At 71.4% G+C, this 22,976-nt stretch carries 25 protein-coding genes; 14 read left to right on the plus strand and 11 right to left on the minus strand.

Features of this window, described 5'->3' with window-relative positions; genetic code table 11:
* Positions 1 to 11: 11 nt before the first annotated feature.
* The 5 genes from AB0310_RS10935 (at position 12) to dinB (ending at position 5,404) form a co-directional block, all read left to right on the plus strand.
* Positions 12 to 1,400, plus strand: coding sequence for a hypothetical protein (locus tag AB0310_RS10935; protein ID WP_366237238.1), 1,389 nt, complete (start codon positions 12 to 14; stop codon positions 1,398 to 1,400).
* Between the two features lie 109 nt (positions 1,401 to 1,509).
* Positions 1,510 to 2,268, plus strand: coding sequence for an SDR family NAD(P)-dependent oxidoreductase (locus AB0310_RS10940; protein ID WP_085604421.1), 759 nt, complete (start codon positions 1,510 to 1,512; stop codon positions 2,266 to 2,268).
* Complete coding sequence (locus AB0310_RS10945) at positions 2,265 to 3,341, plus strand: enolase C-terminal domain-like protein (protein WP_363445145.1); 1,077 nt, start codon at positions 2,265 to 2,267, stop codon at positions 3,339 to 3,341. The genes AB0310_RS10940 and AB0310_RS10945 overlap by 4 nt, the downstream gene beginning before the upstream one ends.
* Position 3,342: 1 nt before the next feature.
* On the plus strand, positions 3,343 to 4,146 hold the full coding sequence (locus AB0310_RS10950; protein ID WP_366237239.1) for an SDR family NAD(P)-dependent oxidoreductase: 804 nt from the start codon (positions 3,343 to 3,345) through the stop codon (positions 4,144 to 4,146).
* Positions 4,147 to 4,207: 61 nt separating this feature from the next.
* The gene (gene dinB, locus AB0310_RS10955) at positions 4,208 to 5,404 is read left to right on the plus strand and encodes a DNA polymerase IV (RefSeq protein ID WP_366237240.1); all 1,197 of its coding nucleotides are present in this window, start codon (positions 4,208 to 4,210) and stop codon (positions 5,402 to 5,404) included.
* A gap of 70 nt (positions 5,405 to 5,474) precedes the next feature.
* On the opposite strand, the gene AB0310_RS10960 is transcribed toward dinB, so the two are convergent.
* Both AB0310_RS10960 and AB0310_RS10965 read right to left on the minus strand, forming a co-directional pair.
* Complete coding sequence (locus tag AB0310_RS10960) at positions 5,475 to 5,825, minus strand: nuclear transport factor 2 family protein (RefSeq protein WP_187662946.1); 351 nt, start codon at positions 5,823 to 5,825, stop codon at positions 5,475 to 5,477.
* Positions 5,818 to 6,567 carry an SDR family NAD(P)-dependent oxidoreductase gene (locus AB0310_RS10965; protein ID WP_366237241.1) on the minus strand — a complete coding sequence of 250 codons (750 nt, stop codon included), beginning with the start codon at positions 6,565 to 6,567 and terminating at the stop codon, positions 5,818 to 5,820. The genes AB0310_RS10960 and AB0310_RS10965 overlap by 8 nt, the downstream gene beginning before the upstream one ends.
* 77 nt (positions 6,568 to 6,644) lie before the next feature.
* Between AB0310_RS10965 and AB0310_RS10970 the strand changes: the two genes are divergently transcribed.
* On the plus strand, positions 6,645 to 7,619 hold the full coding sequence (locus tag AB0310_RS10970) for a C-terminal binding protein (protein ID WP_366237242.1): 975 nt from the start codon (positions 6,645 to 6,647) through the stop codon (positions 7,617 to 7,619).
* A 10-nt stretch (positions 7,620 to 7,629) separates the two neighbouring features.
* Complete coding sequence (locus AB0310_RS10975) at positions 7,630 to 8,487, plus strand: fumarylacetoacetate hydrolase family protein (protein WP_366237243.1); 858 nt, start codon at positions 7,630 to 7,632, stop codon at positions 8,485 to 8,487.
* Between the two features lie 156 nt (positions 8,488 to 8,643).
* Here the strand turns inward: AB0310_RS10975 and AB0310_RS10980 are convergent, their stop codons facing one another.
* Positions 8,644 to 9,492: an SMP-30/gluconolactonase/LRE family protein gene (locus AB0310_RS10980; protein WP_292795990.1), complete on the minus strand. Its 849-nt coding sequence runs from the start codon at positions 9,490 to 9,492 to the stop codon at positions 8,644 to 8,646.
* The gene (locus AB0310_RS10985) at positions 9,489 to 10,310 is read right to left on the minus strand and encodes a hypothetical protein (RefSeq protein WP_366237244.1); all 822 of its coding nucleotides are present in this window, start codon (positions 10,308 to 10,310) and stop codon (positions 9,489 to 9,491) included. Before AB0310_RS10985 ends, AB0310_RS10980 begins: the two co-directional genes overlap by 4 nt.
* 65 nt (positions 10,311 to 10,375) lie before the next feature.
* Between AB0310_RS10985 and AB0310_RS10990 the strand changes: the two genes are divergently transcribed.
* The 6 genes from AB0310_RS10990 to AB0310_RS11015 all read left to right on the plus strand — a co-directional run bounded on the left by AB0310_RS10990 (position 10,376) and on the right by AB0310_RS11015 (position 15,300).
* Positions 10,376 to 11,224, plus strand: a complete 849-nt coding sequence (locus AB0310_RS10990) for a Gfo/Idh/MocA family oxidoreductase (protein WP_366237245.1) — start codon at positions 10,376 to 10,378, stop codon at positions 11,222 to 11,224.
* A gap of 91 nt (positions 11,225 to 11,315) precedes the next feature.
* On the plus strand, positions 11,316 to 12,260 hold the full coding sequence (locus AB0310_RS10995) for a phosphate/phosphite/phosphonate ABC transporter substrate-binding protein (RefSeq protein ID WP_366237246.1): 945 nt from the start codon (positions 11,316 to 11,318) through the stop codon (positions 12,258 to 12,260).
* A 5-nt stretch (positions 12,261 to 12,265) separates the two neighbouring features.
* Positions 12,266 to 13,096, plus strand: a complete 831-nt coding sequence (locus AB0310_RS11000) for a phosphonate ABC transporter ATP-binding protein (RefSeq protein ID WP_366237247.1) — start codon at positions 12,266 to 12,268, stop codon at positions 13,094 to 13,096.
* Complete coding sequence (gene phnE / locus AB0310_RS11005) at positions 13,080 to 13,919, plus strand: phosphonate ABC transporter, permease protein PhnE (RefSeq protein ID WP_187662954.1); 840 nt, start codon at positions 13,080 to 13,082, stop codon at positions 13,917 to 13,919. Before AB0310_RS11000 ends, phnE begins: the two co-directional genes overlap by 17 nt.
* Entirely contained in the window at positions 13,916 to 14,683 is a 768-nt protein-coding gene (locus tag AB0310_RS11010; protein WP_187662955.1) for a tyrosine-protein phosphatase, read from the plus strand. The genes phnE and AB0310_RS11010 overlap by 4 nt, the downstream gene beginning before the upstream one ends.
* Positions 14,680 to 15,300, plus strand: a complete 621-nt coding sequence (locus tag AB0310_RS11015; protein ID WP_187662956.1) for a TetR/AcrR family transcriptional regulator — start codon at positions 14,680 to 14,682, stop codon at positions 15,298 to 15,300. The genes AB0310_RS11010 and AB0310_RS11015 overlap by 4 nt, the downstream gene beginning before the upstream one ends.
* Before the next feature lie 123 nt (positions 15,301 to 15,423).
* Here the strand turns inward: AB0310_RS11015 and AB0310_RS11020 are convergent, their stop codons facing one another.
* The 3 genes from AB0310_RS11020 to AB0310_RS11030 form a co-directional block, all read right to left on the minus strand.
* Positions 15,424 to 15,861, minus strand: a complete 438-nt coding sequence (locus AB0310_RS11020; protein WP_366237248.1) for a VOC family protein — start codon at positions 15,859 to 15,861, stop codon at positions 15,424 to 15,426.
* Between the two features lie 21 nt (positions 15,862 to 15,882).
* The gene (locus tag AB0310_RS11025; protein WP_268777477.1) at positions 15,883 to 16,227 is read right to left on the minus strand and encodes a TraR/DksA family transcriptional regulator; all 345 of its coding nucleotides are present in this window, start codon (positions 16,225 to 16,227) and stop codon (positions 15,883 to 15,885) included.
* A gap of 246 nt (positions 16,228 to 16,473) precedes the next feature.
* Positions 16,474 to 19,008: an MMPL family transporter gene (locus AB0310_RS11030; RefSeq protein ID WP_366237249.1), complete on the minus strand. Its 2,535-nt coding sequence runs from the start codon at positions 19,006 to 19,008 to the stop codon at positions 16,474 to 16,476.
* 68 nt (positions 19,009 to 19,076) lie between these two features.
* Between AB0310_RS11030 and AB0310_RS11035 the strand changes: the two genes are divergently transcribed.
* Entirely contained in the window at positions 19,077 to 19,649 is a 573-nt protein-coding gene (locus AB0310_RS11035) for a TetR/AcrR family transcriptional regulator (protein WP_025104106.1), read from the plus strand.
* 78 nt (positions 19,650 to 19,727) lie between these two features.
* Here AB0310_RS11035 and AB0310_RS11040 read toward each other — a convergent pair whose 3' ends face one another.
* From AB0310_RS11040 to AB0310_RS11055, 4 genes are all read right to left on the minus strand, one after another.
* Positions 19,728 to 19,871, minus strand: coding sequence for a hypothetical protein (locus AB0310_RS11040; RefSeq protein WP_187662960.1), 144 nt, complete (start codon positions 19,869 to 19,871; stop codon positions 19,728 to 19,730).
* A complete protein-coding gene (gene purL / locus AB0310_RS11045) occupies positions 19,871 to 22,198 on the minus strand; it encodes a phosphoribosylformylglycinamidine synthase subunit PurL (RefSeq protein WP_187662961.1) in 2,328 nt (775 codons plus the stop codon). The genes AB0310_RS11040 and purL overlap by 1 nt, the downstream gene beginning before the upstream one ends.
* Before the next feature lie 109 nt (positions 22,199 to 22,307).
* Positions 22,308 to 22,688: a PIN domain-containing protein gene (locus tag AB0310_RS11050; RefSeq protein WP_187662962.1), complete on the minus strand. Its 381-nt coding sequence runs from the start codon at positions 22,686 to 22,688 to the stop codon at positions 22,308 to 22,310.
* Complete coding sequence (locus AB0310_RS11055; RefSeq protein WP_366237250.1) at positions 22,685 to 22,948, minus strand: type II toxin-antitoxin system Phd/YefM family antitoxin; 264 nt, start codon at positions 22,946 to 22,948, stop codon at positions 22,685 to 22,687. Before AB0310_RS11055 ends, AB0310_RS11050 begins: the two co-directional genes overlap by 4 nt.
* Between the last annotated feature and the right edge of the window lie 28 nt (positions 22,949 to 22,976).

Consider the following 22,976-nt stretch of genomic DNA (forward strand, 5'->3'; position numbering starts at 1 on the left):
GAGGACCACGCGTGAACGACACGGCAGCGGCGACGCACCTCGGAGACCGCATCCGCATCCCCCGCACGCAGGCGCGCATCGGGGTCGCCCGGCGCGACATCACGCCGCCCGTCGGCATCCGCGCCAAGAACTGGGGACCGGCCGACTGGGAGCGCTCCGAGGGGGCGCACCGGCCGTTCGAGCTGACCGCGCTCGCCGTGGTCGCCTCGGACGAGCGGCCGCGGGTGCTGCTCGCGGTGGACGGCACGTGGTGGCGCCGGGTCGCCGATGAGCAGGGCGTGCGCGGGGCGATCCTCGACGGTCTGGGCCTCGAGCCCGATCAGCTCATGCTCTCCCTCTCGCACACCCACGCGGGGGCCGTGCTGTGCGCCGCGGACGCGCATCTGCCGGGCGGCGAGCTCATCCGCGGGTACCTGGAGGCGCTGTCCGCCGCGGGAATCGCGGCAGGGCGGGAAGCGCTGGAGACCGCGCGACCGGGACTGATCGAGTGGACCACGGGCACCTGCACCCTCGCGGCGGAGCGGGAGCTCGACCTCGACGGCCGCGCTCTCGTCGGCTACAACCCTCAGGGCACCGCCGACGACACCGTGACGATCGGCCGGATCAGCATCGACGGGGAGGTGCGGGCGACGCTGGTGAACTACGCCTGCCATCCGACGACCCTGGCCTGGCAGAACCGCGAGGTGTCGCCGGACTACGTCGGCGCGATGCGCGAGGTCGTGGAGGCGGCCACCGGTGCACCGTGCCTGTTCGTGCAGGGAGCCTCGGGCGAGCTGGCCCCGCGGGAGCAGTACACCGGCGACGCCGCGGTGGCCGACCGGCATGGACGTTCGCTCGGGCACGCGGTGCTCGCGGCGCTGGACGGGCTTCCGGTGCCGGGCGAGGAGCTGACGCTGGACGGTGTCGTGGAGTCGGGTGCTCCGCTCGCTATCTGGACCGGCACCCCGGCGGACGGCGGCGAGGAGGCGGCGGGAGTCGTCTCGGCGGTTGAGCTGCCGCTGCGCGACCTGCCCACCCTGGACGAGCTCGCCGAGGAGTGGAAGGACATCGATCCCCGGTCCCGGGAGGAACGTCTCGGACGGGCGCGGAACCTCCGCGACGGGTACATCGACGGCCCGACCGTGTCGCATCCGGTGTGGGCCTGGCGGCTCGGTGACGCCGTGATCCTGGGGCATCCGGGCGAGGCGTATTCCCGGCTGCAGACGACACTGCGGGAGCGGTTCCCGGAGACGCCGATCGTGGTGATGAACCTCACGAACGGTCCGGGCTTCGTGTACCTCCCGACCCGCGAGGCCTACGACCGCGGTGCCTATCAGTCCTGGCAGACGCCCCTGGCCCCCGGTGCCCTGGAGCTCCTGGAGGCCCACGCCGTGTCGGTCGTGGCCGGGCTGCGGGGGTAGCCCCCTTTCGAATCGCCCACTTTGCTCCATTTCCGGCCGAAATCGAACCAGTTGCGCGATTCGAACGGGATAGAGTTGCTATAGCAAATCCCCGAGGCAGAGGAGAGACATGACCGCGCGCCCCGTCGCCATCGTCACCGGAGGCTCGGCCGGCATCGGCTGGGAGATCGGACAGCGGCTCTCCGCGGACGGCTACCTCGTCGTCGCGACCGACCGCGTCCCCGGGCTCACCGCGGGTGAGAACCCCGCCGGGATCCTGTGGCGGGAGCTCGACGTCACCGACCACGCCGCCGTCGACCGGGTCTTCGGCGAGATCGAGGCGGAGCTCGGCCCCATCGAGGTGCTCGTGAACAACGCCGGCATCCAGCGGCACCGCGGGATCGAAGACCTCACGTGGGATGAGTGGTCCGCGGTCGTCGACGTGAACCTGCACGGGGTGTTCTCCGCGCTCCAAGCTGCAGGGAAGCGGATGCTCGACCGGGGCGAGGGCCGCATCGTCAACATCTCGTCCATCTCCTCGCGAGGCTCCGCGGGGCGGGCGCCGTATGCCACGACCAAGGCCGCCGTCATCGGCCTCACCTCCACGGCCGGAGCGGAGTGGGCGTCGCGGGGCGTGCGCGTCAACGCCGTGGCGCCCGGCTACGTCGACACCGGGGTGTTCCGGCAGGGCGTCGAGCAGGGGACGCTGAGTCTCGACACGATCCTGTCCCGCATCCCCGCGAAGCGCCTGGCCGACGCGAGTGAGATCGCCGCGGCGGTGAGCTTCCTCGTGTCGGACCAGTCGCGCTACATGAACGGTCAGACGCTGTACGTCGACGGCGGCTTCATGGTGGACTACGGCGTGCCCCTCGCGAAGAAGCCCGAATGACCACCGTCGCCCGGATCGACACGGCCACGGCGGTCCTCCCCCTTCCGGCACCGCTGCAGCTCGGCGCGATGACGGTCACGCGACGGGAGTATTCCGCGGTGCAGGTGACGGCGGACGACGGCACCACCGGGGTCGCCTACTGCCTATCGCGCGAGGCCCCGATGGCGGAGATCGTCGAGCGCCTGGTGGCTCCGCACGCAGTGGGGCTCGACGCCGACGACCCGGCGGCCGCGTGGGACCGTATGCTCCGCGGCAGTGCGATCGTCGGACGGGTGGGGCTCGTGCGGCGGGCGATCGGTCTCGTCGACATCGCCCTGTGGGACATCGCGGCCCGTCGTGCCGGCGTGCCGCTGTGGACCCTGCTCGGCACCGGTGACGCCCCGCGGGAGGGGATGCTCGTCGCCGCGTATCCCTCTCCGCAGCGGACGCCGCGGGAGGTCGCCGATGAGGTGCTCGCGCAGGCGGACGGCTGGGCGCAGGTGAAGATCTCCCGCATTCCCGATCCGGCATACATGCGCGAACTGCTCGCGATCCTCGGCGCCGAGCTGCCGTCCGCGACCGGTCTCGTCGTGGACGTCGGCTTCGGGTGGCCCGATGCGGAGGCTGCAGTGGCGGAGGTCGCGCAGTGGGGCGACCCGCGCCTGGCCTGGCTGGAGGACCCGCTGCTCCCCGAGGACGCGGCCGGCGTGGCCCGGATCCGCCGGGAGACCGGATTGCCGGTGGCGGTGGGCGACGAGGTGACGGACCCCGCCGTGCTCCGGGCTCTCGTGGAGGTCGGCGAGGTCGACGCCCTCCGCCTCGACGTCGTCGCGATCGGCGGCATCACGCCCGCCAGGGAACTCATCTCCTGGGCGGCAGAGCGCGGCGTCCCGGTGTCCGGACACGTATACCCCGAGGTCACGGCGCACCTCGGCATCCAGGTGGAGACCTTCGCCCGCGGGGTGAACCCCTACGACCCCGCGCCCTCGTTCGTGACGGGCGGTCCGGAGTTCGCCGGGACCGTGACGCCGCCTGCAGCTCCCGGGCTCGGCTTCGGCCTCGATCCTGCCGTCTTCCGATTCGAGAGGGACTGACATGACACCTTCCCCGCGTAGCGTCGTGGTGACCGGCAGCGGCAAGGGCATCGGGCGCGCGGTCGCCGAGCGGCTCACCGCCGACGGCTGGATCGTGGTCGGGCTCGAACGCTCGCCCGGCTCCGGCACCGTCGAGGACGGCATCGTCGCCGAGGTGGTGCTCGGCGACGCCTCCGACCGCACGGCTCATCAGCAGGCGGCCGCCGCGGCGCGCGCCAGGGCTCCGCTGGCCGGCTGGGTCAACAACGCCGGCATCACGAAGCGCACGCCGCTGCACGAGCTCGACGAGACGGTCGTGCGCGAGATCGTCGACATCAACGGCTTCGGCTACCTCTGGGGCTGCTCGACGGCCGTGTCCGCGTTCCTCGATCAGGGCGTGGCGGGCGCGATCGTGAACATCGGGTCGATCCACGGTCGATCGAGCTTCGTGGACCACGCGGCCTACGAGTTCACGAAGGGCGGCATCGACGCCCTGAGCCGCAGCGTCGCCGTGACATATGGCGGAGTGGGCATACGGGCGAACACCGTCGCGCCGGGCGGGGTGCGCACTCCCCATCTGGAGGCACAGATCGCCAGGGCCGCCGACCCCGAGGCGGAGGAGCGGCTGCTCGCGGAGGGCCCGCCGATGAGACGCATCGCCCGCGCGGAGGAGGTCGCCGCGGTGACGGCGTTCCTCCTCTCCGACGAGGCCCCCTACCTCTCCGGCCAGTCCATCGCCGTCGACGGAGCCTGGACGGCGTCGTTCGGGGACATCGCGCTCGACCCCGCGCTGCGGGAGCGGTTCGCGGCGCCGCCGGCTTCCTGAGCCCCTGCCACGCCGATGTCCCCGGTCCGTGCGACGATCCGCTCGTCGACGGGAGAACGGGATGCGCGGGGAAGCGACGGTTCTGCATGCCGACCTCGATGCGTTCTACGCCTCGGTCGAGCAGCGTGATGCGCCGGAGCTCCGCGGGCGTCCGGTGATCGTCGGCGGCGGGGTCGTGCTGGCCGCGAGCTATGAGGCGAAGGCACGCGGCGTCCGCACGGCGATGGGCGGACGGCGGGCACGAGAGCTGTGCCCCGACGCCGTCGTCGTGCCGCCGCGGATGGAGGCCTACTCCGCCGCCAGCAAGGAGGTCTTCCGCATCTTCCGCGACACCACCCCGCTCGTGGAGGGTCTCTCGATCGACGAGGCGTTCCTCGAGGTCGGCGGTCTGCGTCGCATCGCCGGCACTCCCGAGGCCATCGCCGTCCGGCTGCGGGAGCGGGTGCGCGCCGAGGCGGGCCTGGCCATCTCGGTCGGCGTCGCCCGCACGAAGTTCCTCGCCAAGGTCGCGAGTGCGGTCAGCAAGCCCGACGGACTCCTCATCGTCGAGCCCGACCGGGAGGAGGAGTTCCTGCTGCCGCTTCCCGTCGAGCGGCTGTGGGGCGTCGGCGCCGTGACGGCGGAGAAGCTGCACCGGTACGGCATCCGCACGGTCGGCCAGCTCGCGGAGATCGAGGCGGCGACGGCGGAGCGGATGCTCGGGAAGGCGACCGGAGCGCACGTCCATGCTCTCGCCCGCCTGCGGGATCCGCGCCCCGTGGACACGACGCGGCGCCGCGGGTCGATCGGGTCGCAGCGCGCGCTCGGGACCCGTCCCCGGTCGGCCGACGAGCTCGACGTCATCCTCACCCAGATCGTCGACCGGCTCGCGCGGCGTCTCCGCGACGGCGGCCGCGTGTGCCGGACGGTCGTGCTGCGGCTGCGCTTCGGCGACTTCACGAAGGCCACCCGCTCGCGGTCGCTTCGGGCGCCGACCGACCGCACCGCCCTGCTGCTCGCCGTCGCCCGCACGCTCCTCGCCGCGGCGCAGCCCGAGATCAGCGGTCGCGGGCTCACCCTGCTCGGCCTCTCGTTCACCCAGCTCGATGCCGCGGACAGCGTCCCGCCCGAGCTGCCGATCGACTGGGGCGACGAGTCCCGCCTCGATACCGTGCTCGACACACTCCGTGACCGCTACGGCTCCGCCTCGGTCTCCCGCGCCGCCCACCTCGGCCGCGACCCCGGTTGGTCGTCCCCGGTGCTCCCGGAGCACCACTGACCCTCTTTCGAATCGCCTGAATGGTCCCATTTCGACCGGAAATACAGCCGATCGGGCGATTCGAAGCGGGTCAGGCCTTGAGCATCGACGCCCGCGAGATCACGCCGTCGACCACGTCGAAGGTCGCGATGGTCTCCGTGGCGACGCCGGCGTTGATGACCTGCTCCTGCGCGACGACCCAGCGGGAGCCGAACAGGACGCTCGTGTCGATCACGCAGGAGAGCTCCGGGTTCTGCAGCCGCGGCTCGTAGAAGGCACGGATCGCGGCCGAGCCGACGAGGGGTTCCGGCGCGACCCCGGTGACCACGGCATCGTCGGCATATGTCGCGACGAAGGCGTCGAGGTCGTGCGCGTTGAAGGCGTCCAGCTGCGCCTGCACGGTGTCGAGAGCGGAACGGTCGAGGGTGGTGCGGTCAGTCAATGCGAACTCCTCCGTTGACGTCGTAGGTGGCTCCGGTGATGAAGCGGGCGCGCTCCGAGGCGAGCGAGGCGATGATCCAGGCGACGTCCTCCGGCTGACCGAAGGCGCCGAGGGGGATGCCCGACTCGAGCTTCGCGCGGCCTTCACCCTGGAGCTGATCGGTGATCGCGCTGGCGACCGGTCCGGGGGTGACGGCGTTGACGCGGATGCCCTCGGCGGCGAAATGCCGGGCGAAGCTGCGGGTGATCGCGAGGATCGCCCCCTTGCTGGCCGCGTAGTGGATGCCCGTCTGCAGTGCGCCGACCTGCCCGGCGATCGAGGCGATGTTGATGACCGAGCGGTCGCCGTCGGCAGCCCGGAGCAGGGGGAGCGCCGCGCGGGTGAGCAGGAAGGTCCCGCGGGCGTTCGTCTCCAGGACGAAGTCCCACTCCTCGATGTCGATCTCGGGATACGGGGTGTACGGGCACACCCCGCCGTTGTTGACGAGGACGTGCAGGTCGCCCCAGGCGTCCGTGACCTCGGCGATGAGGGCGGCGATGGAGTCCGGTTCGCGGAGGTCGAGGCGCGACACGTGGACGTCCGGGGAACCGGCGGCACGGCACTCCTCAGCCACGCGGACGGCTTCGGCCTCGCGTCCGGCGTAGGTGATCCAGAGGGCGACGCCCTCGCGGGCGAGTTCGAGGGCGGCGGCGGTTCCGATGCCGGAACTGGCGCCCGTGACGAGTGCGCGGCGAACAGTCATGCCTAAACGCTATAGCAAGAAGCGGTCTCGCGACAGCGGCTGTACGCGAGCTTGCTAGATGCTATAGCATCGCATCCATGACCGCGCCGCTCATCCTCGTCACCGACTGCGACCTCCCGGGAATCGTCATCGAAGACACCCTCCGGGCCGCCGGCCTCCGTGCCGAACGGGCCGCCTCCGGGAGTCCGGACGACATCGCCGCCGCCGGAGCCGACGCCGAGGCGCTGGTCGTGCAGTGGGCGCGCATCGACGGCCCCCTGATGGACCGCCTGCCGAACCTCCGTTTCATCAGCCGGGTCGGCATCGGCTACGACATGATCGACGTCGAGGCCGCCACGGCCCGCGGCATCGCCGTCGCGAACACGCCGAGCTACTGCATCGAAGAGGTCGCCGCGCACACCGTCGCGATGATCATGACCCAGGCCCGCGGCCTCTCCGCCTACGACCGGGCCGTGCGCGACGGCGTCTGGAAGGCCGTCGACGCCCGGCCGCTCGCCGTGAGGCCGTCCTCCACCACCGTGTCGGTGCTCGGGTTCGGGCGCATCGGATCGATCGTCGCCCGCGGGTGCCGGGCGCTCGGCTTCCGCGTGCTCGTCGCCGACCCGTACGCTCCCGACGACGCCGTGCGCGACGCGGGCTGCGAGCCCGTCGACATCCCCTCGGCGATCGCCCGCGCCGACATCCTCACGCTGCACGTGCCGCTGACGGACGAGACCCGCCACCTGATCGACGCCGCGGCCCTGGCGACGATGAAGCGCGACGCCGTGATCGTGAACACCTGCCGCGGCCCGCTCATCGACGAGGACGCCCTGGCCGCGGCGCTCCGCGACGGGCGGCTCGCCGGTGCCGCCCTCGACGTCTTCGCGGAGGAGCCCCTCCCCGCGACCTCCCCGCTGCGGGCGCTCGACACCGTGCTGCTCACGCCGCACGCCGCCTGGTACTCCCCGGAGGCTCTGGCGGACCTTCCCGTGCACGCCGCCGAGAACGTGATCCGCTCGCTCGCCGGCGAGGCCGTGCCCATCGTCAACCCGAGCTTCGCCGCCGCGCGCTGAGAGGACTCCCATGGAACTGCTGCGACTCGGCGAGATCGGCCACGAGCGCCCCTACGTCCGCGATGACGAGGGTGTGGTGCGCGATCTCGGATCCCTGACCCGCGACATCGACGGCGCCTTCCTCGCCGCGGACGGCATCGCCCGCGTGCGGGCGGCGCTCGCGGACGGCTCGCTGCCGCAAGCGGAGACGACGGGACTGCGCGTCGGCGCCCCTGTGGCGCGGCCGACCGCCGTGATCTGCATCGGACAGAACTACGCGGCGCACGCGGCGGAGTCCGGCGCCGAGCCGCCCGCGCGCCCCGTGGTGTTCTTCAAGCACCCGAACACGGTCGTGGGCCCGGACGACGTCGTGCTCCTGCCGCCGGGCGCCGAGAAGGTCGACTGGGAGGTCGAGCTCGCGGTCGTCATCGGCCGCACGGCGCGGTATCTGCCCTCCGTCGAGGCCGCGCGCGACGTGATCGCCGGCTACACCATCTCGAACGACGTGTCCGAGCGGGCGTATCAGCTCGAGGTCTCCGGCGGACAGTGGTCGAAGGGGAAGTGCTCCGAGACGTTCAACCCCCTCGGCCCCGTGCTGGTGCCCGCCGACGAGGTCGACCCCCAGGCGCTGCGCCTGCGGTCCTTCGTGAACGGCGAGCCGCGGCAGGACTCCTCCACCGCCGACATGATCTTCCCCGTGCTGCAGCTCGTGCACGAGCTCAGCCACTACCTCGTGCTCGAACCAGGAGACGTCATCAACACCGGCACCCCGCAGGGCGTCGCGCTGTCCGGGCGCTTCCCCTATCTGCAGGACGGCGACGAGATGACCATCGAGATCGAGCGGCTCGGCCGTCAGCACCAGCGCACGGAGCGGGTCCGGCTCGGGTGAGGCCTGTGCCCGGGGCACGGTTCCTTTCGCTGAGTGCAACCGTGTCCCGGGTAGAGGCCTCTCCCAGGCCCCGCGGCCACAGGCATCCGCGCCGGCTCAGGCGAGTGGAGGGGAAAGGTGCCTGATGTCGCGCGAGCGCCTGAACCCGCGCGAGGGTCAGCCGGCGAAGGGGAGGACCGGGAGGCCGTGCACCCCGGGACGCACCGCGAAGACAGACCCCGCGGCGGTGCCGTGATCGGGCGGCAGGCCCTGCGCGGAGGTCGTGATGAAGAGCGTGCCGAGGTCGTCGCCGCCGAACGTGCAGGCACTGACCTGGGGCACCGGCAGCACGATGTCCTCGCGCACGGCCCCGGACGGCTCGAACCCCCGCACACGGCTCCCGCCCCACAGCGCGACCCAGACACTGCCGTCCGCGGCGACCGTGAGGCCGTCGGGCACGCCGTCGTCTTCGGGGATGTGCGCGAACACCCGGCGTCCGCGGAGGTCGCCCTCGGCCACGTCGAACACGTCGATCCGGCCGGTGTCGGTGTCCACGTAGTAGACGCGGCGGCCGTCCGGGGAGTAGCTGACCCCGTTGGACGAGGTCACGCGGGGGAGCACCGTGGTCACGTCGAGCGCGGCGTCGATGCGCAGCACGGTCCCTGCACCTTCGGTGGAGTCCGTGGACATCGATCCGGCCAGGAGTCGTCCTCGCGGGTCGCAGCAGCCGTCGTTCATGCGCACCGCGCCGTCGTCGAGGAGGGTCGCGGCGGGACGGGCCTCCGCGTCGGGGCCGTCGGCGAGGTACAGGGTACGCGCGCCCACCGCCACGAAGCCGCCGGACGTCCGCGGACGGAAGAACGCGAGGTACTCGTCGTCGACGTGCTGGCGGACGATATCGTCGCCGCGGAGGGTGAGCAGGTCGCCCGCGTCTCCGTCGACCCAGCGCAGCCCGCCCCACCCGGGCCACCAGACCGGGGCTTCCGCGTGGACGGCGACCGGGCCGGTCACGTTCTCGGGAGTCATGCGCCCTCCGCCGTCCGCCGCGGGTCGGTCACGGGCAGCGGCTCCGGAACGGCATCCGCATGATCTGCCGCTGCGGCACGGGCGGACGGAAGCTCCTTCGCCACCTGCTTCTCGAGCACGGTCACGGCCTCGTCGGAGAGCAGGATGAGGCCGTCGAGCTCCTCGCGCACCCGCTTGTACGCGATGTTCCGCTCGGACTGCGTCGCCGACTCGTCCACGGCGACCTTGAGGAGCTGCTGCGCACGGTCGAGGCGCTTGCGCTCGGCCTCGGTGAACGTCGAGTCGCGCAGCCGGCGGGCGTCCTTCTCCGCGATCTCGAACGCGACGGCGTAGTCGCCGACGGCCTGCAGGTACTCCGCGATCTGCTGCTCCGAGAGCGTCGCGTCGGCGGAGGCCGGACGCAGCGCGTCCGCGGTCTTCTTCGCGCGGAGGAAGGCGGCCGTCAGCGGCTGGCGGCCGTCGCTCATCGCGGGGAAGGCGATCAGCTTGGCGACGTCGAGCTCGTAGTCGAGCCAGCGCGCGGTGATCTCGTCGTGCTCGGCGAAGAGGCGGGCGAGCAGGTCGTCGGGCGCCACCGACGCGGTCGTGTCGACCACGGTCGGACCCTGGCGCTTCGCCTGCCGTCCGGCCGCGCGCGCCTCGATCTCGGCCGTCTTCAGCTGCGCCTTCATACGCAGCGTCTCCAGCCGGCGCTCGTGCCGACGCTTGGAGCTGCGCTCCCAGGCCTTGGCGGCGCCGCCGGCCATGCCCATGATCGGGAAGATGAGCCACCAGTAGTCACCCGCGAAGTTCCAGAAGCCCCGGATGAACTCGTCCATGATGGGTTCAGCCTACTGCGCGACGGCGGGTCGCCGGGGGCCCGCACGAGAGGGAGGGCGGCCGCATGAAGAGCGTCGGCATCGTCGGGATCGAGAACAGCCACGCCACGGAGATCGTCCGCTTCCTCAACGTCGAGGCCCCGGACGTGCCCGTGCGGATCACGGCCCTCGTGGCCGGGGAGCCGGAGCGCACGCGGGAACTGGCCGCGCTCGGCGGCATCGAACGCGTCGTCGACGAGGCGGGCGCGCTCCTCGGCACGGTGGATGCGCTCATCGTGACCGCCCGCGACGGTGCCGATCATCGCGCCATCGCCGTCCCCTTCCTGGAAGCCGGGGTGCCGGTCTGGGTCGACAAGCCCCTCGCAGCAGCGGTCGCCGATGCCGACGCGATCCTCGCCGCCGCGCAGGGTGGGCGGGCGCCCGTCACCTCATCGTCCACGCTCCGCTGGCTCGCCGACACCGCGGAGCTCGTGGCGGAGGCCGGCCGCATCGGGGAGGTCCAGGCGGTCACCGTCACAGGGCCTGCCGATCCGGACAGCCCGTACAGCGGCATCTTCTTCTACGGCATCCACATCGCCGATCTCGCCCAGGTTCTGCGGCCCGGCATCGCGGAGGACGTCGAGGTGCAGTTCCTGCCCGCGGGTGTCGTCGCCCGCTACCGGGTCGGCGGGGTGCCCGTCACGCTGGAGTTCGTGCGGCCGGACGGCGACCGTCAGGTGCCGTTCCGGGCGACCGTCGTCGGCCGACGGGGCATCGCCAGCCGGGAGATCCCGATCGGCCCCGGGTACGTGCAGCCCGGCGTCCGTGCCTTCGCCCGGATGCTCGAGACCGGTGAGCCCCCGGTTCCCGCGTCCGAGATGCGCGCTCCGATCGCCGTGCTCGACCAGATCGCCGAGGTCCTCGCCTCCCGCTGACCCGGGCGGCGACACCATCCGTTCACGAAGCGTTCGGATACGGGTACGGCGGTCTCGTAATTCCCCGTCACCTTCGGGAGTTGGAATACCGATGGTCTCGGAATCCCGGGGCCTCACCTCCCGAAAGGTCATCATGCGCCGCTTCACCCTGCCCGTCGTCGGCCTCCTGGGCGTGGCCGCCCTCGCCCTCACCGGATGCCAGACCCCCACCGCCGATGCGGCCCCCGCCGACCCGGACGCCCCGATCACGATCGCGACCATCCCCGTCGGCGACGACCCTACGGCCGAGAACCCCATCGAGGTGTTCGGCGCGCTGCTGGAGGAGGCCACGGGCCGCGAGGTCGAGATCACCGACGTGCCCGACTACCTCAGCGTGGTGGAGGCCATCCGCGCCGACCACGTCGACATCGGGATCATGAGTGGATTCCCGTCCGCGCTCGCCGTGAACACCGGCGAGGTCGATGCCCTCGTCGCGTTCGAGGGCGACGGCAAGCCCGTGTCCACCTGCGTCGTGCTCGCGGACTCGCCCGTGCAGACGCTCGAGGACCTCGCGGGGAAGACCGTCGCCTTCGCGGATCAGGCCTCCAGCTCCGGATACTTCATGCCGGTCTACATGCTGCACGAGGCCGGGTTGGAGCAGGGCGACGACTACGAGGCCATCTTCGCGGGCGGCCATGAGGGCAGCTTCGCGGCCCTGGAGCAGGGGCAGGTGGATGCCGCGTGCACCGCCGTCATGCTCACCGAGCTCGGCGCGCCGATGTTCCCCTTCGCGGACGGCGAGTGGCGCGCGGTCGGCGAGAGCCCGGCCATGGACGTCGCCGGCGCCGTCCTCGGTCGTCCCTCGCTCGACGCCGCGACACGCAAGGCCATCCAGGACGGTATCGCCGCCGTGTTCACCCCCGAGAACGCTGAGAAGCTGGGCGCCTTCGGGTCGTTCGCAGCCGCCCCGCAGACGGTCGACCCGGACGACAGCGCGTTCGAGTCCTTCGCCGAGATCGCGGCCGTCGCGGGCGTCGAGCTGAAGGACCTCCAGTGACGGGCATGAGCGTCGCCGTGGCTGCCCGGCACCAGGACGACGGGCGCACGCCGACGGCCGAGGTGCGCCAGGCGCTGCCGCTCGTCAGCGTCCGCGGTCTGCGCGTCGCCTACGACACCACGACGGTGCTCGACCGCGTCGATCTCGACCTCTTCCCCGGCGAGATGGTCGCGCTGCTGGGAGCGTCGGGCTCAGGGAAGTCGACGCTGATGAGGAGCCTCACCGGATTCGCGCCCATCGCCGCGGGCTCCGCGCGGGTCGCCGGACACGACGTCACGAATCTGGTGCGCGGCGAGCTGCGCACGCTGCGGTCCGAGGTGGGGCAGGTCTTCCAGCAGTTCAACCTCATCTCGCGCCTCAGCGTCCTCACCAACGTGCTGACCGGGGCGCTGCACACCGCGGGACCGCTCAATCTCGTCGGCGGATTCACGAGCGCGGATCGCCGCCGGGCCCTCGACCTGCTCGACCGTGTCGGGATCGCGCACAAGGCGGCGGCGCCGGCGCGGTCGCTGTCCGGCGGCCAGCAGCAGCGCGTGGCGATCGCCCGCGCGCTCATGCAGCGCCCGAAGCTGATCCTCGCCGACGAGCCGGTCGCCTCGCTCGACCCGAAGCTCGCCGACTCCGTGCTCGGACTGCTCCGCGAGATCGCGGTGCAGGACGGGATCCCGGTGCTCGTGAGCCTGCACGTGCTGCCGCTCGCCCTCGCGCACAGCGACCGCATCGTCGGTCTGCGGCACGGAGAGATGCTCGTCTCCGGCGTCACGTCGCAGCTGGACGTGGCCGCACTGGAGGCCCTGTACGACGACGAGGAGCACGCCGATGACCACGACCGTTGAGCGCCAGGACCGGACCGTACGCCCCCAGCTCGAACCGGCGGAGCGCGCCCGGCTCGAGAGCGCCTTCCGCGTCCCCCGCGCCCGCTTCCTTCTCGGCATCCCGGTCGCGGCCCTTCTGCTGATCTGGTCCTTCGCCGGGGCGGGTTTCGACTTCGTGAAGCTCGGCGACGGGGCCGTCAACATGGGGGAGTTCCTGTCCCGGCTGTTCCCGCCAGACTTCTCGAAGATCGGCACCATCCTCGCGCTGCTGCTGGAGACGTTCCAGATGGCCGTCGTCGGCACGGTCCTCGGTGCGGTGCTGTCCCTGATCGTCGCGTTCGGGGCGACGTCCACCCTCGCACCACGGTGGCTGTACTACCCGACGCGCTGGATCATGAACATCATCCGCTCCGTGCCCGACCTCGTCTTCGCCCTGATGTTCGTCTCGGCGGTCGGACTGGGGCCCTTCGCCGGCATCCTCGCCATGACGCTCGGCTCCATCGGGTCGATCGGCAAGATCTTCGCGGAGGCCATGGAACAGGTCGACCGCGGTCCCGTCGTCGCGATGGAGGCGGTCGGCGCCTCGAAGCGTCAGGTGATCCAATACGCGGTGCTCCCCCAGGCCGCACCCCTGCTCACCTCGTACACGCTGCTGCTGTTCGAGGGGAACGTCCGCGGCGCGACGATCCTCGGTCTCGTCGGCGCCGGCGGCATCGGCCTGGAGCTGACGACCGCCATGCGCATGTACGACTACGGCCACCTCAGCGCCATCATCCTCTGCATCATCGTGCTCGTCACGCTGATCGACCAGGGCAGTGCCCTCATCCGAAGGAGAATCACATGACCACGATCGACACCGGTCTCATCCTCAGCGCGCCGGTCAACCTGCGCGACCTCGGCGGCATCGCCATCGACGGCGGGGTGCTCCGTCCGGGTCTGGCCATCCGTACCGACGACCTCGCCTATGTGACCGCGGAGGTCGCGGACGAGCTCCTCGCAGGCGGGCTGACGGCCATCATCGACCTGCGCTCGCCGCTCGAGGTCGCGGTCACCGGCCGCGGTCCGCTCGGCGAGCACCCGGTCGCGTACCACCACCTCCCGCTGATCGCCGATGTCGGCGCATCGATGGATCGGGAGCACCCGGCGCTGACGCACGAGGCCATGGGGCTGATGTACCTGCGCATGGTGGAGGGCGCCGCGCCGCAGCTCGTGACCGCGCTCAACGTCATCGCGCACACCCCGGGAGCGACGGCGTTCCACTGTGCGGCGGGGCGCGACCGCACGGGAGTCCTCGCAGCGATGCTGCTGCTCGCCCTCGGGGCTGGGGACGACGACATCGTGGCCGACTACGCGCGCACCGGCGACAACATGGTCGCGATCATGGCCCGCACCGCTCCGGTCATGGGGGCGATGTGGAAAGCGCTCGGCTTCGACCTCGACGCGCGGGACGCGTCGTCGGCGCTGCTGGAGGGATCGATGGACGTGTCCATGCGCAGCCTCCTCGACACGCTCCGGGCTCAGCACGGCGACCCGCTGGCCCCGCTCCGCGCGGCCGGGCTGTCCGACGCGACCATCGTCCGGTTGCGCGAGCGGGCGCTCGGGGCATGACCGTCGTGACGCCTTCGGGCGTGGGGCGCCGCCGCCCCGGCCGTCCGCGCGACGAGGACATCGATGCACAGATCGTCGCTGCCACGCTGGACATCATCGATGCGGGCGAGGATGTGACGGTCGCGCGGGTCGTCGCCCGGAGCGGCGTGAGCCGGGCGGCGCTGTACCGGCGCTGGCCGTCACTCACGACGCTGATCGCTGCGGCGCTCGACGTGGGCCGGGAGGTTCCGCCGGAGTACCCGATCGATGCCGACCTGCGCGAGATCCTCCTCACCGGCCTCGGGCTCGGCGCGGAGGGCGTGGCCCCGTCCGCGCCCGGCTATTCCGAGGAGCGGTTCCGTCAGCGCATCCGTCTCGTCATGTCCGATCGGGGTCTGCAGAAGGCCTACTGGGAGTCGCACGTCTCCCGCCGTCGGGTTCCGCTGCAGAACGCGCTGCGCGCCGGTGTTGTGCGCGGCGAGCTCCGGGCGGATCTCGACGTCGAGGCCTGCTTCGACGCGGTGGCCGGTGTCGCGTACTACCAGCTGGTCGTCCGCGGCGACCGCATCAGCGACCCGGCCGTCGTGGCTCGCCTGCGCGCCGCCATCGAGGTGATCTGGCGCGGCATGGTGGTCTGACGGCGACCCACGCGCGGTCCCGAGAGGCACAGCTTCGGAGATCCGGGCCGACACGCCGTCGACAGGTTCCGTTCGACGGCGTGTCGCCTGCGGTCTCCGAAGCTGTGCCCGGCCGACGCGGGTTCAGGCCTGCGTGAGGTCCTGCGCGAGCATGAGGATGATGCCGCTGGGGCCGCGGAGGTAGGTCAGTCGGTAGATGTCCCGGTACTTCGCGACGCCGCGCAGGGGATGGAACCCGTGCCGCGCGGCGATGGCGAGGGAGGCGTCGATGTCGTCGACGGAGAAGGCGATCCGGTGCATGCCGATCTCGTGCGGCCTCGTCGGCTCCGTCTCGATCGCGTCCGGATGGATGTACTCGAAGAGCTCGATCTGCCCGCGCCCGTCCGGGGTCTGCAGCACGGCGATCCGCGCGTGGTTCCCGTCGAGTCCGACCGCGGTGGACGCCCACTCGCCGCTGACCTCGTCCCGTCCGACCACGGACAGCCCCAGGTCGGTGAAGAAGGCGATGGTGGCGTCGAGGTCGCGCACGGCGATCCCGATGTTCTCGAGGGCGATGGCCATGCCCGCGATGCTACTCCGGCGTCAACGACCGAGCTTCTCGGCGCAGGCCACGCAGTATTCCGCGAACGGCCGTACCTCCAGGCGCTCCGGCGGGATGGGCTTGCCGCAGTGCACGCAGATGCCGTAGGTCCCGGCGTCCATCCGCATCAGCGCCTCGTCCACCTGGCGAAGCTCCGCCTGCGCCGCCTCGGCGAGCCCCGACAGCCGGGACCACTCCGACGAGAGCGTCACCCCTTCCGGGTCGTGCTCGTCGTCGTCGTTCGAGCCCTCACGGTCGTGCATGAGCTCGGCGAGGGTGGCCGCCGTCGCCGTGACGCGAGCCGCGGCCTCGGCGCGACGCTCTTCCAACAGCGCTCGCAGATCCATCCGCCCACTCTAGGCCCGGCGACACTCACGTCGTCGCGGGTCCAGGCGTCCGCGCGGATTCAGGCGCCCGCGCGGAATCAGGCGACACGGGCAGCAGGCGCCTGAACTCCCGCGCCTGCCTGTCCTCTCCTGAACGCCTGCGCCCGCGACGGCGCGCGCAGGGTCAGGCATCCGCGCGGCATCAGGCGACACCAGCAGCAGGTGCCTGAACCCGCGCGAACGCCTGAACCCGCGCGTGACCGCGACTCAGCCGCGGGTGCGCGGAGCCTCCACGGTGGGCACGGAGTCGGTGTGCACGCTGGGGTGGTCCCGCTCCAGCGCCGCGCCCTCCATGTCGACGTTCGGGATGATGCGGTCGAGCCACTTCGGCAGCCACCAGGCCGAGCGTCCGAGCAGGTGCATGAGCGCGGGCATCAGCAGCATCCGCACGACAAACGCGTCGAGCAGCACGCCGAACGCGAGGCCGAACCCGATGGACCGGATGATGGTCGACTCCGAGAACACGAACCCGCCGAACACCGACACCATGATGAGCGCGGCCGCGATGACCACCGAGCGCCCGGCCCGGAAGCCCTGCGCCACGGCATCGCGCGCGGAGGCGCCGTGCACATAGGCCTCCCGCATCCCCGACGCGAGGAAGAGCTGGTAGTCCATCGCGAGCCCGAACAGGATGCCGACGAGGATCACCGGCAGGAAGCTCAGGATCGGACCGGTGCTGTGCAACCCGATGAGGTCGGCGCCCCATCCCCACTGGAACACCGCGACGATGAGCCCGTACGTCGCGAACAGCGACAGCACGAAGCCTCCCGTGGCGATGAGCGGCACGAGCAGCGAGCGGAACACGACGATCATGATGAGCAGCGACAGGCCCACGACGACCACGAGGTACAGCGGGAGCACGCTCGCCAGGGCCTCGGAGATGTCGATGTTCGTGGCAGCCTGCCCGGCGACGCCGAGGGTGATGCCGCCGTCGATCTCGGGGAGGCCCCGCAGATCCTGCACGAGCTTCTCGGTGGAGGCGCTGTTCGGGCCCTCGGCGGGCAGCACCTGGAAGGCGAGGAGCGTGTTGTCGTCCGACGTCGCGATGGGAGCGACCGCGACCACGTCGTCCTGCTCCGCGATCTTCTCGGCCACGGTCACCTGGGTGGCCAGCAGGTCGTCGTCGCTCACGGCGTCGTCGAGGGTCGCGGTCACCAGGAGCGGCCCGTTCGCGCCCTCGCCGAACTGCTCATCGACGGTCTGGAACGCGCGGTAGCTGGTGGAGTCGGCGGGCTCGCTCGACCCGTCCGGGAGGCCGAGGCGCATCGACATCGCGGGGATCGCGATCACGAGCAGCGCGACGACGCTGACGAGGGCGGTGACGACCGCGCGCAGCGTCGACATCCGGCGCACGGGCTTTCCGGCCGCGTGCTCCTGGCCGATGGTCGCCCGCGCCTTGCGGCCGAGCAGGCGGGTGCCGACGAGGCCGAGGATCGCCGGGGCGAGGGTCACGGCCACGAGCACGGCGACGGCGACGCAGACCGCGCCTACCGTGCCCATGAGGCCGAGGAACGGCACGCCCGTCACGTTGAGGGCGAGGAGTGCGACGATGACCGTGGTCCCCGCGAACACCACCGCGGTCCCGGAGGTGCCGGTGGCCAGGCCGATGGACTCACGCACGGGCGACCCGGCCAGCAGCTGCTTGCGGTGCCGGTTCACGATGAAGAGGGAGTAGTCGATGCCGACCGCGAGCCCCAGCATCACGCCGAGGACGGGGGTGACCGAGGCCATGTCGACGACGCCGGAGAACGCGAGGGACGCCGTGACGCCCACGCCGACGCCGACCACGGCCGTGACGATCGGAAGGGCCGCACCGATCAGCGAGCCGAGCATGACGATGAGCACGACCGCGGCGAACGCGAGACCGATGGCTTCGCCGACGCCGAAGATCTCCGGCACACCCTGGGCGATGTCGGTGCCGAAGTCGACCGTGACGCCGTCGATCTCCTCGTCCTGGAAGTGGGCGATGGTGCTCTGCTTGGTCTCTTCGGCGAGTTCCAGGCGCGGGTCGACGAAGGAGACGTTGACGATCGCCGTGGAGCCGTCCTCCGAGACGACGCCGATGCCCTCCGAGAGGTCGAGGAGGGTCGCTCCGAGCTCCAGCTGCTCCGCACTGTCGGCGAGCTCGTCGCGGTTCGTGTCGATGGTGGCCTGCTGGGCCTCGAGCTGCGCGAGCTGGGCGTTCAGCTCCGCGAGCTGCGCGTCGAGCGCGGCGGTCTGCTCGGGCGGTGCACCGGCGGCGTCGGCCTGAGCCCGCGCTCCTTCGAGCTGGGCGATCCCGGTCTCGAGCTGGGCGCGGCCGTCGTCGAGCTGGGCCTGGCCGGCGTCGAGCTGGGTGCGGCCGGCGTCGAGCTGGGCCTGGCCGTCTGTCAGCTCCTTCGCCTGCTCGTCCTGCTGCCGCTGGGCGTCGAACGGGTCGACGACGGAGGCGACGCCGTCGAGGTCCTCCGCGCTCGCGGCGAGGTCGGAGATCTCCTGCTTCTGCTCGTCGGTGAACGGCTCGCCGTCGTCCGTCCGGTAGACGACCGTCCCGGTACCGCCGGCGGTGTCCGGCAGCTTGTCGGCGAGCTGATCGGTGACCTCGCCGGACGCGGTGCCCGGGATGTCGAAGCTGTTGCTCAGCGTGCCGCCGAACGTGAGGAAGGCGCCGACGCCGAGCCCGAGGATGAGCACCCAGGAGACGATCACCGTCCATGCTTTGCGCGCAGCGAAAGAACCCAGACGGAACAGCAGTGAAGCCACGTGATCTCCTTCAGACGAAAAGAGCATACGGCACGTCTCGTCTAGGGATCTGTGGCTATCCTGAACGCATGGTGAACGAGCATCGCAGCGGCCCCGTGCGCAGCACCGCGGCTCGCGAGGCGATCCTCGACGCGACGGCCCGGCTCTTCCACAATCAGGGGTACGACCGCCTCACGATCGAGGGCATCGCCAAGGAGGCCAAGGTCGGCAAGCAGACCATCTACCGCTGGTGGCCGTCGCGGGGTGCGCTCATCGGGGAGTGCCTGGCCGAGGGGCGACTCATCCCCGTGGACTTCGTCGTTCCCGACACCGGAGACCTCTCCGCCGACGTGGAGACCTGGCTGCGGAGCGTGCTCTCCATCCTCGAGAAACCCCAGGGCGGGGTGCTGCTGCGGTCGCTCGTGGCCGCGGCGACCGAGGACGCCTCGGTCGGCGCGCACCTCGGGGAGAGCCTCGGGGTGGAGAAGTACCTGTCGGAGCGCCTCCGCGGGGGCATCCGGGACGGTCAGCTGCCGGAGGACGCCCCGGTCGAGCAGCTCGGCCGCGCGATCCTCGGGGCCATCATCGTGGAGTCCCTCGGCCGCGAGGCCCACGATCCGGGTTCCGTCGTCGCCCTGACCCGCTACCTCTTCGCCCGCTGAGGTCGCGGATCCGCACGAGGTCGCATGGGTTCCTGGAATCCCTGCGACCCGGGTGCGAATCTGCGACGTAACGCCAGGTCAGCCGAGGAGGATGGTGAGCACGGTCGCGCCGCCGCCACCGAGGATCAGTGCCACGATGACGGTCCACGCGATGATGCGGATGCGCCGGTTGCGCTTCTCGCCGAGGTCGCCGTAGTCCTCGCTGAGGCCGTCGCCGCTCATCAGGCCACCGGCTCCGTGACGGTCGGACCGAAGTACGACGGCAGCGTGGCCTGCGAGCGCTCGCGGAGCTCGGCGGCCGAGACGGTGAAGACGTCCTGCACCTCGAGCTGTGGCTCGCTGTCCGTGACGCCGATGCGGGCGACCGGGTAGCCGCGGCCCTCGCAGAGACCTCGGAACTTCACGTCGTCCTCGCGGGGGACGGTCACGAGCACGCGGCCGGTCGACTCGGAGAACAGGGCGGTCGCGGCGTCCACGCCATCGCGTTCGATGATTTCATTCAGCCAGACGCGGGCACCGACGCCGAAGCGCATGACACCCTCGGCCAGGGCCTGGGCGAGACCACCCTCCGAGAGGTCGTGCGCCGAGGAGATGAGCCACTCGTCACGGGCCGCGGCGAGTAGTCCGGCCAGGCGCTTCTCGCCCGCGAGGTCGACCTTCGGCGGGCGGCCGCCGAGGTGCTGGTGCACGACGTCGGCCCACGCGGAGCCGGAGAGCTCGGTCGAAGTCGTGCCGAGCAGGTAGATGTTCTGCCCCTCGTCCTGCCAGCCGGACGGGATGCGGCGGGAGACGTCGTCGATGATGCCCAGCACGCCGACGAGCGGCGTCGGGTGGATCGGCACGTCGCCGGTCTGGTTGTAGAACGAGACGTTACCGCCCGTGACCGGGGTGCCCAGCTCGTAGCAGCCGTCCGCGAGGCCGTCGACGGTCTGCCCGAACTGCCACATGACCTCGGGGTTCTCGGGGGAGCCGAAGTTCAGGCAGTCGGTGATCGCGGTCGGCACGGCGCCGGTGACGGCGACGTTCCGGTAGGCCTCGGCGAGCGCGAGCTGCGCGCCCGCATAGGGGTCGAGCTGGCAGTAGCGGCCATTGGCGTCCGTCGAGACCGCGAAGCCCAGGCCGGATTCCTCGTCCACGCGGATCATGCCGGCGTCGTCGGGGAAGCTCAGGGCCGTGTTGCCGAGCACGTAGTAGTCGTACTGGTTCGTGATCCAGCTCGTGTCCGCGAGGTTCGGGGAGGCGACGAGGGCGAGGAACTGTTCGCGGAGCGTCTCCGGGTCGTTTGCCCGCGGCAGGTTCTCGGCGGCGTCCGCCTGCAGGGCGTCGATCCACGTCGGGTAGGCGACGGGACGGTCGTAGACGGGGCCGTCGACCGCGACGGTCGAGGGGTCGACGTCGACGATGCGCTCGCCCTGCCAGTCGATGATGAGGCGTCCGTCGCCGGTGACCTCGCCGAGCACGGAGGTCTCGACCTCCCACTTGTTCACGACGGCCAGGAAGGCGTCGAGCTTCTCGGGGGCGACGATCGCCATCATGCGCTCCTGCGACTCCGACATGAGGATCTCCTCGGCCGTGAGCGTGGGGTCGCGCAGCAGCACGTTGTCGAGGGAGACCTTCATGCCGCTGTTGCCGTTGGCAGCGAGCTCGCTCGTCGCGCACGAGATGCCGGCGGCGCCGAGGTCCTGGATCGCCTCGACGAGCTCGCCGCGGTACAGCTCCAGGCAGCACTCGATGAGCACCTTCTCGGCGAACGGGTCTCCCACCTGCACCGCGGGGCGCTTCGTGGGGCCGCCGTCGGCGAACGTGTCGGAGGCCAGGATGCTCGCGCCGCCGATGCCGTCGCCGCCGGTGCGGGCACCGAACAGGACGACCTTGTTGCCGACGCCGGTGGCGTTCGCGAGCTTGAGGTCTTCGTGGCGCAGCACGCCCACCGCGAGCGCGTTCACGAGCGGGTTGGCCTGGTAGACGCTGTCGAAGACGGTCTCGCCGCCGATGTTCGGAAGGCCCAGGCAGTTGCCGTAGAAGCTGATGCCGCTGGTCACGCCGTGCACGACGCGGGCGGTGTCCGGGTGGTCGATCGCGCCGAAGCGCAGGGCGTCCATGACCGCGACGGGGCGGGCGCCCATCGAGATGATGTCGCGGACGATGCCGCCGACACCGGTCGCCGCGCCCTGGAAGGGCTCGATGAACGACGGGTGGTTGTGCGACTCGGCCTTGAAGGTGACGGCCCAGCCCTCGCCGACGTCGACGACGCCCGCGTTCTGGCCCATGCCGACCATCAGGCGTTCCTTCATCTCGTCGGAGACCTTCTGGCCGAAGCGGCGCAGGTAGTTCTTGCTCGACTTGTAGGAGCAGTGCTCCGACCACATCACCGAGTACATCGCCAGCTCGCCCGAGGTGGGGCGGCGGCCGAGGATCTCCTTGATGCGCGCGTACTCGTCGTCCTTGAGCCCGAGGGCGCCGTACGGCTGCTCCTTCTCGGGCGTCGCGATCGCGTTCTCGACGGAGTCGGGGACGTGCTGGGGGGAAGGTGCAGGGGCGGTGGTCACGCGCACTCCAAAGGAAGGGGCCGGCGGGGCGTGTTCAGTCTACCGGCGCGGTCGGGGCCGTTCTCTCGTGCGCGCAGTCGCACGGCGTCGGGGTGGGAAGGCGGCGGCGTCATGGCAGCTCGGCGAGGCTCAGGCCCTGTGCGCGTGCTGCGGCCGCCAGCTCACGGTCGAAGGTGAGGAGCGCAGTGACCACGTCGCCGAGTTCGAGCGCGGCGGCGAGGTGGAGAGCATCCAGAGTGCGGAGCCCTGAGCCTGCCTGGATGGCCGCGGTCAGCGTTTCGTCGTCGACGGAGACGAGCGCGACGCGGTCGAGGAGATCGACGACGGCTGCGCGGTCGAGGGAACGGCGGTCTGCGATCGCGTGCAGTTCCACGGCGAGGAGGCGCGAAGAGACGAACTCGCTGCCGTTCGCGAAGGCGCGGACGACCGCTTCCGACCCCTCTTCCTCGATGAGTGCCTTCGCGGCCGCTGAGGTGTCGAGGTAGATCACGACCGGTCGGCCCGAAGTTCGCCGAGGATCTCCGTCGCGGACAGCGAGTCCGGCACGGGGGCGTGGCGGAGCGGACCGCTCGCGCGGGGCAGCGTCACCCGCCCGTTGGCGATCATGCGAGTCCAGGCCGTCTCGGCGGGCGGCGACAACTCGGCGATCGGGCGCCCGCGGTCTGTCACCGTCAGGTGCTCGCCGGCGGTGACGCGCGCCAGCACCCGCGCGGTCTGCTGATTCAGTTCGGTCTTCGACACGGTGCCCATCTCCTCAGGGTAGATCCAAAGTAGTAGA

This window comes from Microbacterium meiriae (genome assembly GCF_040702565.1).
Classification (GTDB): domain Bacteria; phylum Actinomycetota; class Actinomycetes; order Actinomycetales; family Microbacteriaceae; genus Microbacterium; species Microbacterium meiriae.